Origin of the sequence: [Zimmermannella] bifida NBRC 103089 (assembly GCF_001570925.1) — a bacterium.
Taxonomy (GTDB): domain Bacteria; phylum Actinomycetota; class Actinomycetes; order Actinomycetales; family Microbacteriaceae; genus Gulosibacter; species Gulosibacter bifidus.
The window spans coordinates 1-14,810 of record NZ_BCSP01000012.1; the positions used below are offsets into that span (position 1 = coordinate 1).

The window sequence follows — 14,810 nt, forward strand, 5'->3', positions numbered from 1 at the left end:
GAACCCGAAGTTCGTCGAGCGGCAAGTACCCGAGTTCGCGAACCCGGCGCGACGCATCCGATGCCGCCGCATCCAGCTCAGCTGCCGCATCCGTATCCCAACCGCGCTGGCCCGAAATCAGCAGCAACGGGGCCTCTGCGTCACGCCAACCGTATTCCGCGCAGAGCTCGCGATGCGCACGAATCAACTCACCAACGCGCTTGCGCGGCTCGATCGTGCCCAAGAACGCAATCCACGGCGCATCGCCAAGATCGTGCGCTGTGCGGAACTCTGCGAGTTCATCGGCAGTCGGCTCGCGAAACACCTCTCGGTCGACACCGTGGTACGCCACCACGATGTCACGACGCGGCGCACCCGCGTACTTCGTCACTTCATCGGCAGTCGCCCGACTCGGCGCAATCAATTGCACATCGGCACGAACACCCGCACGAATCCAGGCCTGGAAGAACACGCGCTTGAGCGTGCTGTGGGCGTCAGGATCCGAGAAGAACGTGGCGTCATGCACCGTCACCACGCGACGCAGACCCCGCGCGAACGGTGCCAGCGGGAACGTGTAGTGCGGCGAGTGGATCGTCGTCGCGCCCACCCGGCGTGCCAACTGCGGCAGGCCGATCTGTTCCCAAACGAAACGCAGGCCGCGCTTGCCGATCCAGTTCGGTGCCAACACGATCGAGGCGTGCGGCACCAGCGCACGGAAGTGTGCCTCGTGCTCGGGGCGCACCACCAGCATCGGCACCGCCTCCAGTTCCGCAAGCCCGGTCGCAAGCCCCTCAAGGTAGCGACCCACTCCCCCGAGCTTTGGCGGCAGTGAGGTGAAATCGCACAGGATGCGGTCAGTCACCTCGGCGTTCACCGTCGCGGAGGCTTGGCTGGCGGCGTCCGGTCGAATTGGTTCCTGCGCCCACTGCGGCAACCGACCGCAACCATCAAGCAATCCACGAACCCGCGCGACCGCGAGCGCCCGCGCATCCGCCGCACCTGCACCACGCATGGTGAGCGATTTCAGCAGGCCGAGCTTGGCGCCGATCGCGGTGCGAGTAATCGCGGCGATTTGCATGGATGCGGGTCCGTTGCGTCGCGCACACCAGATGCGATTGCGCGTATTCCACCGCACAAACCGGGTCGAAGTCGTACCCGACGAGCTCGCGTGCTGGTGCACCGACACCGCTTCGGGTGCGTACACGATCTGCCAGCCGGCGCGACGCAACCGGAACGAGAGGTCGGTGTCTTCGTAGTACATGAAGTAGCGTTCGTCGAACCCGCCCAGCGGCACCACGGCCTCAGCGCGCAGCATTGCCGCGCCGCCGTGAAAACCGAAGACGCGGGTATCGAACTCGGCACCCACCGGCGCCAGCCAGCCCCGGTCGCGGCCGTTACCGGATCGGCTGATCTGGTTACCGGTTGAGTTCAGCAGTTCGAGGCCGTGGTCGGCGCGGCGCCAACGCGCGCCATCGTGCGCGGTGTAGGCGTCAGCGTCGGTCTCGTCGGCTGGCACGAAGGTACCGGCAAGTCGCACCTGCGCAGTTGCCGCACCGGCGGCGGGATACCGGTCCAACGCGTCCGCGAGCGCGGTCACGAATCCCGGCTGATACTCCGCATCCTGGTTGCAAATCACGTAGGCGTCGGCCGCGGCCGCGCGCATGCCAGCATTGGCGGCGGCGCCGTACCCGCGGTTTTCTGACAGCGACACGATGACCGCACCCGGTGCATCCGTACGAATTCGATCGAGCGTGTCATCACTCGAGTGATTGTCGACCACTACGACGGTCAGCGCACGATTGGCGGTATCTTGCGCGAGCAACGACCGCACCGCGGCGACCGCTTCGTCGCCGCCATTCCAAGTCACCACAATCGCGGCGATGGTGTCGATTTGCGGTGGTGTCGGCATACGCCCTGCGGATGAATTCAGCACGCATCCACGCTACCGCGACCACCAACACTCAGCGCAACGTCAACCGAGAACAGAGTGTGCAGTCTAGTCTGGAGGCACGACAGTTGCGCCCGCGCGTAACTTGACCCGTCAAACGACGTTCCGTCAACGCAAGACCGACGTTCCGTCAATAGCTAGACAGAGTAAGGACGTACATGAAACTCCTCGTTACCGGTGGCGCCGGATTCATCGGCTCGAACTTCGTTCGCCGCGCGATCCGAGACGAGCTGCCAGGCATCGAGGGCGCCGAGATCGTTGTGCTCGACGCCCTCACCTACTCGGGTGTCAAGGAGAACCTCGACCCGGTAGCCGATTCGCCTCGTCTCACGTTCATCGAGGGCGACATTCGCGACGTTGAGCTGCTCGACGAAATCTTCCCCGGTATCGATGGCGTCGTGCACTTTGCTGCCGAGTCGCACGTTGACCGTTCGCTCACCGACGCATCGATTTTCGTTGAGACGAACGTGCTCGGCACGCAGCGCCTGCTGGATGCAGCGCTCAAGCACGGCACCGAGCGTTTCGTTCACGTGTCGACCGACGAGGTCTACGGTTCGATCGAAGAAGGCGAATGGAGCGAGGACTACCCGCTCGAACCCAACTCGCCATACGCCGCGTCGAAGGCCGGCAGCGACCTTATTGCCCGCGCCTACCACCGCACCCACGGCCTGAACCTGTCGATCACCCGCTGCTCGAACAACTACGGCCCGTACCACTTCCCTGAGAAGCTCATCCCGCTGTTCGTTACGAACCTCATGGATGACAAGCACGTGCCGCTCTACGGCACCGGCGAGAACGTTCGCGACTGGCTACACGTTGACGACCACTGCCGCGGCATCGCCCTCGTATTTGCGAAGGGCCGCGCTGGCGAGGTCTACAACATCGGTGGCGGTACCCAGCTCACCAACAACGAGATCACCGCGATGATCCTCGAACGCATGGGCAAGGATGAGTCGTACATCGACCACGTTGCCGACCGCAAGGGCCACGACCTGCGCTACTGCGTCAACATTTCAAAGATCCAGGAAGAGCTCGGCTACGAGCCGCAGGTTCCGTTCGAGCAGGGTCTCGACGAGGTCATCCAGTGGTACCGCGACAACCGTGCATGGTGGGAGCCGCTCAAGGAGCGTGCAGCCCTGTGACCCGCTACGCCATCACCGGCGCCGCCGGCATGCTCGGCCAGGACCTCCAGCAGGCTCTGGCCGGGCGTGAGGTGACGGCGTTTACGCGTCACGACCTCGACATCACCGACGCTGCCGCAACTGCCGAAACGCTCAAGGGGTTCGACGTCATCATCAACGCTGCCGCGTACACGGCCGTTGACGACGCCGAAACGAACGAGGATGCGGCGCTCGCGATCAACGGCACCGGTGTCGCTAACCTTGCTGCCGCGGCCGCGGCCACCGGCGCGAAGTTTGTGCACGTTTCGACCGACTACGTGTTCAAGGGCGATGCCACCGAACCGTACGGCGAGAATGACCCGCGCGATCCGATCAACGCCTATGGCCGCACCAAGGCTGCCGGTGAAGTAGCGGCCCTTGCCGCGCATCCGACCGGCACCTACATCGTGCGCACGGCGTGGCTGTACGGTGCGGGCGGACCAAACTTCGCCAAGACCATGGTGAAGCTTGCGGGCACGCACCCCGAGATCACCGTCGTCAACGACCAGCTCGGTCAGCCGACCTACACGCGTGACCTCGCGAGCCAGATCGTCAAGCTCGTGGATGCGGATGCTCCCGCAGGTATCTACCACGGCACGAACTCGGGTACGGCAACCTGGTTTGATTTCGCCCGCGAAATCTTCCGCCTTTCGGGCAACGACCCCGAGCGCGTCAAGCCAACCGACTCGACCGCCTTCAAGCGCCCCGCTGCCCGCCCTGCTTTTTCGGTACTCGGACACGATGCGTGGACGGCTGCCGGTATTGAACCGATGCGCCCCTGGCTCGAAGCACTCGAGCAGGCCGCAGAAGATGGAGTGCTCGCCGTCTAATGGTGACCCTGAAGTTCGTTCTCGACCAACTACTCGCTGAGGTTCCCGGAGGAATCGGACGCTACAGCGAAAACCTCGCCCGCGAGGTCATTCGCCGTGCCCCCGAGGGAGTCGAAGTAACCGGGCTCGTCGCTAAGGCTAGTGACGACGAGCTCGAGCAGTTGCGGGCGAAGTTTCCCACCATCGGTGATATCCAGTCGGCGCGCATGTCGCGCAAAGCGCTGGCGAAAGCGTGGAGCCACGGTATGTTCACCGGCACGTTTGGTGGCGGGCTGATTCATGCGCCAAGCCTGTTTGTGCCCCTGCACCCACCGGCTGCCGGAGAAATCACGCAGACCGTCGTGACCGTGCACGACACCGTGCCGTGGACGCATCCGGAGACCCTTACCCCAAACGGTGTGCGCTGGCACAAGGCGCAGCTCAGGCGTGCCTGGCAGTATGCCTCGGCTGTTGTGACGCCAACGCATGCGGTGGCTGACCAGATCCAGCAGATCCACAACTTTGGCGACCGCGTACGCGTGGTGCCGGGTGCCGCATCGAATGACGTGGCAGTGCCCGACGACGAAGCGCGTCTGAACGAGATCGTTTCGCGCTTTGGATTGCCCGACACGTTCATCCTTGCTGTCGGCACGCTCGAGCCGCGCAAGGGCTTGGATCGCTTGATTCAGGCCCTGGCCGACCCGGCGCTGCAGGATGCGGTGCTCGTGCACGCTGGCCCCAGCGGTTGGGGCGATGTAAGCATCGAGTCGCTGTGCGCACAGGCGGGCGTGGACCCGGCACGTGTTCGCAGCCTGGGGTTCGTCGCGAACGACGAGCTCGCGGTGTTGTACGACCGGGCTACCGTGTTCTGCATGCCCTCGCTCGATGAGGGGTTCGGCTTGCCGCTTTTGGAAGCGTTCAAGGCCGGCACACCAGTGGTGCACTCGAATGTGCCGGCACTGCTCGAGGTTGCTGGGGATGCGACGCTCGCGGTTTCGCTCGATGACGCGTCGACGTTCGTGCCGCGTTTGGCTCGTGCGCTTGCGAATGTGTTGTCGGATGCGGAGCTGCGCGAAACGCTCTCGATGTCGGCTCGTGACCGTGCCCCGCTGTATTCGTGGGAATACTCCGCCGACCTCGTGTGGCGCATCCACGCTGACCTCTAGGCACGCTACCGCCTAGGTATTCAGGGGTCCGGAGACCGAACCCAACAGGCCTTTCGCCCCGGCAGGCTTGCACCCGAAACGCTTAGATCTCGGTCTCGCTCGGCCAAGGCGACTCGGCCGGATAGAAACACGGGCTGAACGCATAGACAGTCACCATGAACGTCCCGTCATGCACCGCGATCGGGTCCACAGCAACCTGGAATCCATCCGACGACTCAATAAATGGATATCTTCCTTGCTGGTCGTATCCCCTAGTCGTCATCACCCACCCAGGCCGATGCGAAAAGTTCTCGTAAATGAGATCGGCAGCTGCTGTGGCATCTTCCAACGATCGAACCTCGACACCGAGGCTTCCGATATACGAATAGGAACCATCCCACGAATTGGGGTCAGGGTTTGCATACGAATTGCAGGCCGAAAGATCATGTTTGGATTTTTCCAAGCGTTCTTCCTCTACATCGCTTACCCGAAACTCCTTCGGGATTTGCGCAACCATATCCTTCACAATTGCATTTGCACGATCGCGAACCCCGAACGCGGATTGAACCGGAGGCGTTGACACGGCAACGGATGATGCGGTGGTCGCCTCTGAATTTACCTGGTGCCCATCGACACACCCCACCAAACCAAGCGAGATCCCTGCAGCAAGGCTTGCCACAAGCCAGTGTTTTGAATAGTTAACCATTCGCCTCAATCGTTTAACTCCCGCATAATAGCTCGAAGCCCCTCTGGATTGGATTCTTTCCCTTGAGCTATCCGATTGTGCCCATCAATGCCGTCGCGCCCTTCGCTGCCGAGAATAACTTTGTCAAACGCGAGGCTTTCATTCGGCGTCCTGTGCCACTTAGATCGATCGACAGCATTGATGGCATCTGCCTCATACTGCACATGAGTGTATTCGGTTGTTGCGTCTGACTCCCAACTTGACACCATATACGAGCCCGCCAAGGAGATAACCTCATCGTAATGAGCGCCCTGAACCTCAGCGGCACTGTTGATGGACATCCCCGCACTATAGACAATGCCGACTTCTCTTGGATCACCTGCGAAGTCTTCAATTCGCAGATCTTCATCCAACCGGTAAACGCTTTGCCCCATTCGTTCCATTGCACTATGTAATGAGTTCGAATTTTCACCGACCCAGCTCGCCCAAGGACCATCTTTGACAACGAAGGCAACCGCCCCTTTGCCTTGACGCTCGAGCGCGTCGACGATGTCCGAGGGCAATTCACGAACGCCTCCGTCCGCAAAACTACTCATCTCTGTGCCAGTACCTGGCACGTGGGTAATCAGATAATCCGGTGTATCCGCCAGATCACCAACAACCGCAACTACACGGCTCTCTTCAGGTGAGAATGTAATCGCACCATCACCGTTCAACATGTCTCTCGCCGCAGCACGACGCTCTAGTTCCTTTTGCAACTCGTCAAGCTCACTCTGCTCTTTCGATGAAAGCGGACCATCATTCTGACTCTTTTCCAGCTCCTTAATTCTCGATTCAATCTCTGCGCTCGGTTGCTCACTCTCTGATTTGTCAAGGTAGATCTGCAGATTTGCGTCGTTCGCTTGTTTGCGAATCACCAACGGGACACCGCTCAGGTTCCCGATGATTTCAGGATAGTTAGCCTTAAGGTGCTGCTGATCAAAGTGATCGAGCGAATCCCACAAAGCACTTACTTCCGCGGCTGACGATGTTTCAAATTCTGCAATCAAGGACTGATAATCGAACCCAGACCCCTGCGAACTGGCCGTAAGGTCAGCCACTTGCGAGGTGTCTCCGTCACGGATCGCGTCGCAATTGGAACTGAGTTCGCGTGCAATGGTCTCAGCCCTTTGTAGAAGACCGTCAAGCTCACCCTGCAACATAGCGCGGACTCCATAAGCTACCGAAACAGGGTCTGGCACGAATGGGCTGTTTTTCCCTGATTCTTCTACTGCATCCTGCAACTCAGCCAGAACCCAATCGGGGATCTGTACTTTGTCAGAGCCGTCAACAACGAATCGATTAGCGTCGATCAACGCCTGAGTAGATGCTACATCAGTAGCTAGTTGCTCAACTGCTTCAGCCGCTCGGTTTAACGCAAGTAGAAAGTCGGTCAGACGCGCTTCAACGTTGTCGGTGTGCGTTAAGTATCGGCCAATGATGCCCCGAAGCGCATCAGCAGCCTGCCCGTTGCCAGCGAAATTTGTCTTTGCAGAGAACAACATGTCTCCACCGGACTCAACGGCATGCTCAGCCACGAGCACTGCCTCGTATGCTTGTTCTAATCCTGCCGGAGCCCATGAGTGCAAGTCAGTCCATGTAATCGCCATGCCTACCCCTCCAATTCAACGCCGAAGGCGTATTCAAAGCGGGCATCGACTTCGCCGAGGTCTAAGGCAACGTAATTGCAATCGGCAGCTGACTCTGTGATTAGGTTGGCCACCCGATCAATCTCACGGTCACAACTATCTCCCGCCTCGTGGGCAGCACTCGCTGCGTCAGTGGCGCCAGGCATCGATGCCGAAACATATGCCTCAAGTTCCGCGAGACTGGTAGCTTCACGAAGCTGCTCACTCGCACGATCTAGCCGGCTAGCGGCGTCTTCGAACGCACCTTCCGGCACATCAAGAGTCTGCATGTAGAACCCCATCCTCATTGATTAGGCAACCCTATAGGTGCGACCACCATACAACAAAACGGGTCTGGGGTCTCCCACAGACGAGTAACGGGTTGAATCCGACCACCCCCTCACTCGTTTCCGCCTGATCAGAACAATGTCTTAAATCTTCTTATGATTTGGCCATGGGGATTCTGCTGGAAGAAAGCAGGGGCTGTGAGCACTTAGATGAACCGCATTGGTGCCATCTTTCATCACAAATACATATGCTTCAACAAAGAATCCATCGGGTGAAGTCAAAGACCATTTTCTCCCTTGGCCGTGGTCTAGGCCCTCAACCACTTCCCATCCTGTGCGTTTGGAAATATCATCGTAAATTTGTTGAATCGCTTCTCTTCCCGCTTGTTCTGAGATGACGCTGACCCCCAGACCTCCCAAATAGGAATAGGCACCGTTCCAGTCACTCGGGTCGACCTCGCCCGCATCAACACATGCTGACAGCGACCGAACAACAGTCTTGTTTCTTTCCTCCTCTACGTCCGAAGCACGCAACTCGCTCGGAATCAAAGCCAACATCTCCGCAATAATCTCTCTGCTCCGACCCCGCATCTCGTACGCCGACTCGACCGGATGGGTAGACGTTGGCGCAGGCGAAGGAGCGGTATTGCCCGAATCGGCACAACCTGAGGTCGTAGCGAGAACGACCGCGCCGAGTGATAGAACTCGTATCCAAGTGCGCTTCAGCATTAACTCCTCACCTCAGGAACACTGTCCAAATCGTTTGCCCCGATGCCTAAGACGGGCCGAGTCGTGGCGGAATGCGACCGTTGCGACTCTGCCGGCAGCATTCGATCCATCATCACACAAGTGAGGGGGTGGTGACCGAATTGACCACCACCCCCTCAGCTGTTCGAGCGATTAGGCGTCGCGGCGCTTGTTGCGCAGCAGCAATGCACCACCGGTCACGGCAACACCGAGTCCTACCAGCGCGAGGACCTGCAGGCCCTCGGCACCCGTCTCGGCGAGGTCGCCTGCTGCCGGAGCCGCATCCGTTGCCACCGCAGTAGCCGACGCACTCTCCGGTGCCGACGCAGTCGGCGTCTGCTCTACCGGTGCCGATTCCGAAGGTGCCGGCGACTCGGTCGGCTGATCAATGGTGAAGTACTCCGAAGCCTGGCCCAGGCGCAGGAATACCGTCTCGCCGTTCGCGTCGTCGAGACCGTCATTGTCGGTCACGGCGTATACGCGACCGTCAGCGCCAATGGTGAAGCCCTCGAGCTTCTCCTGCGTCCAGCCGTTGGTTTCCTGAAGCATCGGCAGCACGTCGATCGCCAGCGACTTCGCAACCGGAATCAGCGCGCCACCGGCAGCGTCAATCGTGGCCTGATCAGGCAGGTCAACGGCGTATACGCGCTTGACCGCAGCCTTGTCGCCAGCCAGCTTGTCGCGCTCAATCACAGCGAGGGTGTTCTCGTCGACCATGGTGATCTCCGAAAGCCCCATCCAGTCGCCCTTGGCGCTGGTAGGTTCGAGCTCGTATCCGAACCACGCCCAGGTGCCGGTCGCAACGTCGTACTGGCCGATGCGGGTGGTGTTGTCACCCTCAGTGCCGCCCGCTGACGGGTCTTGGGGGTTGTTCCACAGCAGACGCTGGATCGCAACGTATACGCGCTCGTTACCGACCGCATCCGTGTACGCCGTTACGCCCTCAAGACCCCACTTACCGATGTGGGCCGCAACCTCGTCAGGCAGCGCGATTTCTTCAACCACGTTGCCGGCATCGTCGATGCGAACCAAGCGGTTTTCAGCGCCGGTGGCGCCCTCAGACGCAAGCCAGAAACCGCCCTGCGCACGCTTGTACACGCCCTCGATGTCATAGGTGGCCGGCGCGCCGTCCTTCATGACCTGAATGCGCTCAGTGATGACCGCGGGGTCCTGCGCAACGTCAATCTTGTACAGCCAGCTCGTCGAAAGTGCCGAGTCGGATGCGGTGTACAGGGTGTTCGGGTCGGTCGGGTCTGCAGTCAGCGCACCGAGTGCCGTCCAACCGATCGGAGCGCCGGTTTCGTCGGCGGCCGAGACGATGCTCGGCTGTGTGTCAGCACCCAGCTGGAACAGGTTGACAGCTGAGCGCACGCCCTTCTTTGCTTCGTCGGTTTCACTCGATACGGCGAGCAGGTCGCGCGACGGAATCGGCAGGATGCCTTCAGGGCCGTTGGTCGAGAACAGCAGCTGCTTGAACTCGGGATCAGCCGGGTTGCTCATGTCGTACACGGCAACAAAGTTCGAACGCTCCGAAGCAACGAACGCGTAGTTCACGCCATTGAATTCGGCGATGGCCAGGCCTTCTGGTTCAGTGCCCTTCTTGCCAGCGCGGCCGTCGTTGTACAGACCGTGCTCAACAGCCAGCTGCTCAAAGGTGTTGCCCGCATCCCAAACAACGGTGCCGTTGGTGTCAAAGACAGTCCAGCCACGGGTGCCACCGTTCCAGTCGCCCTCGTTTGCGGTGGCGAGGGTGTTGTCGTCAACCCAGCCAATTGCATCCGGCTCACGCGGCACATCGGTGATCGAACCGCTGAGGTCAATCACACCATCCTTCTTGGTGTCGATGCCGCTGACCGACGCAGTTCCGGCGCTCCACACCTTCGTGATTTCGCGGGTGTTGAGATCGATGATGGCAACACCGTTGTTTTCCTGCAGCGTCACAGCAAGCTGGTTCTTGCTGTTGATCGAAACGTATTCGGGTTCGATGTCTTCGGGAGCGATGATGCCCGAGTTCGCGACGATCGGCAGTGGTGTGCCCGATGCGTCGGCAAAGCTGATCGGCTCAGCGACCCAGGTGGCGACGTCGCCCGTGAGTTCAATCACCTGCACGAAGCCGGAGGGCTGCTGCGGTAGCGCGCCACCGTTGGCCTCTTCATCACGCTGGTTCTCCATTGCGATCGCCGCGTACTTGCCGTCGGCAGAAATCGCAATCGAGTCGGGCTGACCACCGAGGTCGATCGACTTCACAACAGTGCGGTCCGAGACGCGCAGGATGTCGACGCGGCCCTTCGGGTTCACGAAGTCGCCCGCTGACTCGTCAATAACAACGAACACATAGTCACCGAACGCCGCCACCGAAGTTGGCGAGTCCCCAGCACTACCAATTGACGAGAGCGAAACCGCCCCCGTACCAACCGGATTTGCTGGGTCGGTGATGTCGAGGAATCCGATGCGCTGGCCCGCAGCATCGGTGTAGATAAGGGTGTTACCGTCTGGCGTCACCGTCGAGATTTCCGCTACAGTCTCGGCCGCTGGATCAACACCTTCGGGCACATTCTGATAGACGGGGTAGGTGGCGACGCGGTCAAACGTTGATTCGCCTGCTGCCGTTGCTGAACCTGCGAATGCCGTCCCGACGAACGTAAGCGACATCGCCAGCAGTGCGGCGCCTGGAACAAAGAGCTTTGACATGAGTTTCCTGTAAGTCAACGGAAAGAACTACTGCCAAGGCACACCCAACGTTCAAACGAGCGCTCAGGAGGCCTCGGCAAGTGCAGCAAACAATGTCACGGCGGAGTTACGGAACAGGAACACGCAGGTTAACGAGCGCATGCATCCACTGCCATACGTTTCGAGCGGTGCCGCTACCTCACGCAACCCGTCGCCTGCGGCGCAACCAGGGGTTGTTTAGGCACACTTGCGACCTTGCCACGCGTGTCAGCCAACCCCTGATTTGTCCTGCCAGTGTGGCTGGATGCGGGATGCAGGAACCGTGGATTTCTAGATTTCGGAGTTGCGCGGCCACGGTGACTCAGCTGGATAGAAGCAGGGGCTATATGCACTCATCGCCACCATAGGCCCCTTGTCACTGTTGGCAATTGCCCGCACACTGACGTCGAAACCGTCATCCGACCACGCAGATACAGTTGGGCCACGATCCGTATCAGACCGCTCAAGCTGACTCCACTCGCCCTGCTTGGCCAACTCTGCAGCGATGATCTCCACGGAATCTTCTGCCGCTGCTGGAGTCTTCAGTTCGACTCCGAGGCCGCCCATATACGAGTACGATCCATCCCAGCTTTCAGGAGGAGCAAAGTAGTCGTTACAGGTCGAAAGCTCACGCTTGAACGTGTCGTTCCGTTCCTCTTCCTCATTGCTCACTCGGTATTCCTGGGGGATCATCGCAAGCAACTCACGAATGATCTCCCGACTCCGATCACGCATCTCATGCGCTGACGCAACCGGATACACCTGCGTGGATTGCGTTACCTCGGTTTCTCCTGAAACGCTTCGGCACGAGACCGTCCCGACCGCTACCAACAGAACTATTGGAATCACACGTGCCACCCGGCACCAACGATTCTTCATTCCAAACCATCCACGATCTTGTCAAGAATGCTCTTAAACCCTTCTGGGTTTCTATCTTTACCCTGCGCAATACGAGTGTGCCCATCAACTCCATCGCGCCCACCACTATCAAGAATCACCTTGTCAAAATCGGCGCTTTCATTCGGTGTTGTGTGCCAATCGGATCGATCTACGGCGTTGATCGCGTCAGCTTCATATTGAATGTGCGTGTACTCCGTTGTTTGGTCGGCTTCCCAGTCTGAAACCATGTATGACCCAGCAATCGAAATGACTTCATCGTAATGAGCGCCCTGCACCTCAGCAGCACTGTTGATTGACATCCCTGCGCTATGTACGATTGCTGTTTCTTTCGGATCACCGTCGAAGTCCTCAACGCGTAAGTCAGCATCGACATTCGCAACCGTTGATCCCATTCGTTCCATTGCGCTATGCAACATGTTTGAGTTCTCACCCGCCCAGCTTGCCCAGGGACCGTCTTTTACAACGAAGGCAACCGCGCTGCGGTCAAATTCTTGAAGGCCAGAAACCAAATCGCGCGGGAGGTCTCGCACACCACCGTCTGCGAAGCTCCCCATCCATGTTCCAGTCCCTGGCACAACGGTAATGAGATGCTCCGGGGCGCTCGTAATGTCACCTTCGATTGCAACCACTCGGTTGTTGCTTGGGTCGAACACCGCCGCGCCGTCACCATCCAGCATGTCTCGCACTGCCTGCCGACGTTGCGCTTCGTCCCGCAGATCAGCAAGCTCCGCTCGTTCCTTCCGGCCAAGATTCCCCTCGTTCTCCTTGGCAGTGAGTTCATCTATCCGAGTTTGGATCTCCTCAGACGAACGAGCAGCTTCCTCCCGTTCCAAGTAGGCATTCATGTTGGAATCGTTGGCCTTCTGCCGCACCAACAATGGAATGCCGCTGAGGTTCCCAATAATCTCGGGGAAGTTGATTCGAAGGGTTCGTTGGGTATTGAAATCAAGGGAGTCCCACATGGCTCGCACCTGGGCAGCAGAGGCCTGCCCAAACGCGTCGATTATTTCCTGAGGAGCAGCGTCGGAGCCATTCGAGTCCGCAAGCACTTGCGCTGCATCGGATATCTCACCATCTCGAACTCGCAACAGCCCCGATACAAGTTCTCTCAAGACACTCTTTGCTTGCTCCCGGAGCGTGTCAACGGCTCCTTGCAGCTCATCACGACGTTGGAGTGCAATGCCCTCTAAATCAAGCAAGGTCGCGCCAGTACTGCGCTGTTTCTTCGCCTGCGCGAACTGTTCAATGAGCCAGTCCGGCAGCTGGACCCGATCCGCTGCATCAACCAAATACCGCTCCGCATCGATTGCCGCTTGCGTCGAATCGACTTCAATTGCGAGCTGCTCTACCGCCTCGGCGGCTTGGTTAAGGACTATCTGAAGTTCTGTCAGACGTGCTTCAAGGTCATCTGCGTGCGCCCGATAGCGATCAACGATTCCACGAAACGCGAGCGCTGCCTGACCCTCTCCAGAAAAGTTCGTTTTCGCTGACAGCAGTTGGTCGCCCGCCGCTTCTGTTTCCTGCTGAGCAGACAAAACCAAATCATAAGATTCCTCCAGCCCTGCCGGAGTCCAACGTTGCAGGTCATTCCAAGACACGTCCATGGTTACCCGTCCATCTCTACGTCGAACGCGTAGGCGAACCGGGCATCAACATCGTTTAGATCTTGCGCTACGAATAGGGCGTCCTCAACAGCTTGCTCCAGGAGCAATACAATTCGATCCGATTCGCGGTCGCATGCATCACCCGCAAGGTGGGCAGATTTGCCTACATCCGCCCCGGCAACGAGGCTGTTATCAGTGACTCGATTTCCGAGATGCCGGATGCGGATCGCAAACTGGCCGCGGCATCGGTCAGGCGCTCAGCCGCGTTTTCGAACTCACCTTCAGGAACATCCAGAGTTGACATGTAAATCTCCTGTGACTTGCGCGCGACCAACGCAAGCAACCTAACACGTTGAAGTAATCAATCTCCGTCCCGAACATGTCGAGACAACGAGCTGCTGCAGTGAGCGTCCTCATGCTCGGCAGATTTTCGACCTGTTGGAATAGTGCGGAACAAGTTTCTCGGAGTTCAGGGAAGGTGAAGCTAGGAATGAGGCGGAGAATCCTACTTGCCACTGCTTGCGTCTCGACTCTGACGCTGTGCGTAACCGGGTGTGGGAACGGAAACCCAAACTCCCACAACGGTACGAGTGGCACTGCATCACCGACCCCGACGTATTCGGTTGCGTCAGCGCATGAGATGCGTGATCGGAGTCGGGAGATTATTCGTGAGTTGCTTGCGATGATCCCCCAGGAACACCGAGTGAGCAACGAGGACGAGGAACGGAACGACACGGTCAAGCGTGAGCTTTCAACCTGTAACGACTACTTTGCTCCTCCTGAAAGCTGGGATGGATCGTATTCGTATATGGGTGGCCTCGGAGTCGAACTGAAGACTCCAGCAGCGGCAGAAGATTCCGTGGAGATCATCGCTGCAGAGCTGGCCAAGCAGGGCGAGTGGAGTCAGCTTGAGCGGTCTGATACGGATCGTGGCCCAACTGTGTCTGCGTGGTCGGATGACGGTTTCGACGTTAGTGTGTGGGCAATTACCAACCGGGACAAGGGCCCTCTGGTGATGATTAGTGCATATAGCCCCTGCTTCTATCCAGCTGAGTCACCGTGGCCGCGAAACTCCGAACTCTAGACATCCACGTCCCGTCGCCTCCTGCGCAACCAGGGGTTGTTTAGGCACACTTGCGACCTTGACACGTCGGCTCAGGCAACCCCTCA

Annotated in this window: 13 protein-coding genes; 4 read left to right on the forward strand and 9 right to left on the reverse strand. The window is 59.1% G+C overall.

Features of this window, described 5'->3' with window-relative positions:
- The coding region (locus ZBI01S_RS08060; protein WP_159421465.1) for a glycosyltransferase at nt 1-1,912 on the reverse strand (1,912 nt) is incomplete at its 3' end.
- Between the two features lie 173 nt (nt 1,913-2,085).
- Here ZBI01S_RS08060 and rfbB point away from each other — a divergent pair.
- Genes rfbB through ZBI01S_RS08075 form a run of 3 tightly spaced genes read left to right on the forward strand, consistent with a single transcriptional unit; the run spans nt 2,086 to nt 5,062 of the window.
- Nucleotides 2,086-3,069, forward strand: coding sequence for a dTDP-glucose 4,6-dehydratase (gene rfbB / locus ZBI01S_RS08065; RefSeq protein ID WP_066058948.1), 984 nt, complete (start codon nt 2,086-2,088; stop codon nt 3,067-3,069).
- A complete protein-coding gene (gene rfbD / locus ZBI01S_RS08070; RefSeq protein WP_066058950.1) occupies nt 3,066-3,917 on the forward strand; it encodes a dTDP-4-dehydrorhamnose reductase in 852 nt (283 codons plus the stop codon). The genes rfbB and rfbD overlap by 4 nt, the downstream gene beginning before the upstream one ends.
- On the forward strand, nt 3,917-5,062 hold the full coding sequence (locus ZBI01S_RS08075; RefSeq protein WP_066058952.1) for a glycosyltransferase family 4 protein: 1,146 nt from the start codon (nt 3,917-3,919) through the stop codon (nt 5,060-5,062). Before rfbD ends, ZBI01S_RS08075 begins: the two co-directional genes overlap by 1 nt.
- Before the next feature lie 82 nt (nt 5,063-5,144).
- Here the strand turns inward: ZBI01S_RS08075 and ZBI01S_RS08080 are convergent, their stop codons facing one another.
- The 8 genes from ZBI01S_RS08080 to ZBI01S_RS09880 form a co-directional block, all read right to left on the reverse strand.
- Complete coding sequence (locus tag ZBI01S_RS08080; protein ID WP_159421466.1) at nt 5,145-5,747, reverse strand: hypothetical protein; 603 nt, start codon at nt 5,745-5,747, stop codon at nt 5,145-5,147.
- Nucleotides 5,748-5,752: 5 nt separating this feature from the next.
- Nucleotides 5,753-7,303: a hypothetical protein gene (locus ZBI01S_RS08085; protein WP_159421467.1), complete on the reverse strand. Its 1,551-nt coding sequence runs from the start codon at nt 7,301-7,303 to the stop codon at nt 5,753-5,755.
- Between the two features lie 74 nt (nt 7,304-7,377).
- Nucleotides 7,378-7,683 carry a hypothetical protein gene (locus ZBI01S_RS08090; RefSeq protein ID WP_159421468.1) on the reverse strand — a complete coding sequence of 102 codons (306 nt, stop codon included), beginning with the start codon at nt 7,681-7,683 and terminating at the stop codon, nt 7,378-7,380.
- Nucleotides 7,684-7,824: 141 nt separating this feature from the next.
- Nucleotides 7,825-8,409, reverse strand: a complete 585-nt coding sequence (locus ZBI01S_RS09875) for a hypothetical protein (RefSeq protein ID WP_159421469.1) — start codon at nt 8,407-8,409, stop codon at nt 7,825-7,827.
- A gap of 171 nt (nt 8,410-8,580) precedes the next feature.
- On the reverse strand, nt 8,581-11,118 hold the full coding sequence (locus tag ZBI01S_RS08095; protein WP_066058964.1) for an esterase-like activity of phytase family protein: 2,538 nt from the start codon (nt 11,116-11,118) through the stop codon (nt 8,581-8,583).
- A 309-nt stretch (nt 11,119-11,427) separates the two neighbouring features.
- Complete coding sequence (locus ZBI01S_RS08100) at nt 11,428-11,808, reverse strand: hypothetical protein (protein WP_159421470.1); 381 nt, start codon at nt 11,806-11,808, stop codon at nt 11,428-11,430.
- A 203-nt stretch (nt 11,809-12,011) separates the two neighbouring features.
- Entirely contained in the window at nt 12,012-13,640 is a 1,629-nt protein-coding gene (locus ZBI01S_RS08105; RefSeq protein ID WP_066058971.1) for a hypothetical protein, read from the reverse strand.
- Between the two features lie 163 nt (nt 13,641-13,803).
- Nucleotides 13,804-13,944, reverse strand: a complete 141-nt coding sequence (locus ZBI01S_RS09880; RefSeq protein WP_159421471.1) for a hypothetical protein — start codon at nt 13,942-13,944, stop codon at nt 13,804-13,806.
- 399 nt (nt 13,945-14,343) lie between these two features.
- Here ZBI01S_RS09880 and ZBI01S_RS08110 point away from each other — a divergent pair, with 399 nt between their 5' ends.
- Nucleotides 14,344-14,724 (forward strand): hypothetical protein, encoded by a 381-nt coding sequence (locus ZBI01S_RS08110; RefSeq protein WP_159421472.1) that lies wholly within the window; start codon nt 14,344-14,346, stop codon nt 14,722-14,724.
- Nucleotides 14,725-14,810: the final 86 nt, after the last annotated feature.

Excerpts from the sequence above, each read along its gene's own strand:
- ZBI01S_RS08075 (WP_066058952.1), top strand. The coding sequence starts at position 3,917 with ATGGTGACCCTGAAGTTCGTTCTCGACCAACTACTCGCTGAGGTTCCC.
- ZBI01S_RS08095 (WP_066058964.1), bottom strand. The coding sequence starts at position 11,118 with ATGTCAAAGCTCTTTGTTCCAGGCGCCGCACTGCTGGCGATGTCGCTT.
- ZBI01S_RS08105 (WP_066058971.1), bottom strand. The coding sequence starts at position 13,640 with ATGGACGTGTCTTGGAATGACCTGCAACGTTGGACTCCGGCAGGGCTG.
- ZBI01S_RS08090 (WP_159421468.1), bottom strand. The coding sequence starts at position 7,683 with ATGCAGACTCTTGATGTGCCGGAAGGTGCGTTCGAAGACGCCGCTAGC.
- ZBI01S_RS09875 (WP_159421469.1), bottom strand. The coding sequence starts at position 8,409 with ATGCTGAAGCGCACTTGGATACGAGTTCTATCACTCGGCGCGGTCGTT.
- ZBI01S_RS08080 (WP_159421466.1), bottom strand. The coding sequence starts at position 5,747 with ATGGTTAACTATTCAAAACACTGGCTTGTGGCAAGCCTTGCTGCAGGG.
- ZBI01S_RS09880 (WP_159421471.1), bottom strand. The coding sequence starts at position 13,944 with ATGTCAACTCTGGATGTTCCTGAAGGTGAGTTCGAAAACGCGGCTGAG.
- rfbB (WP_066058948.1), top strand. The coding sequence starts at position 2,086 with ATGAAACTCCTCGTTACCGGTGGCGCCGGATTCATCGGCTCGAACTTC.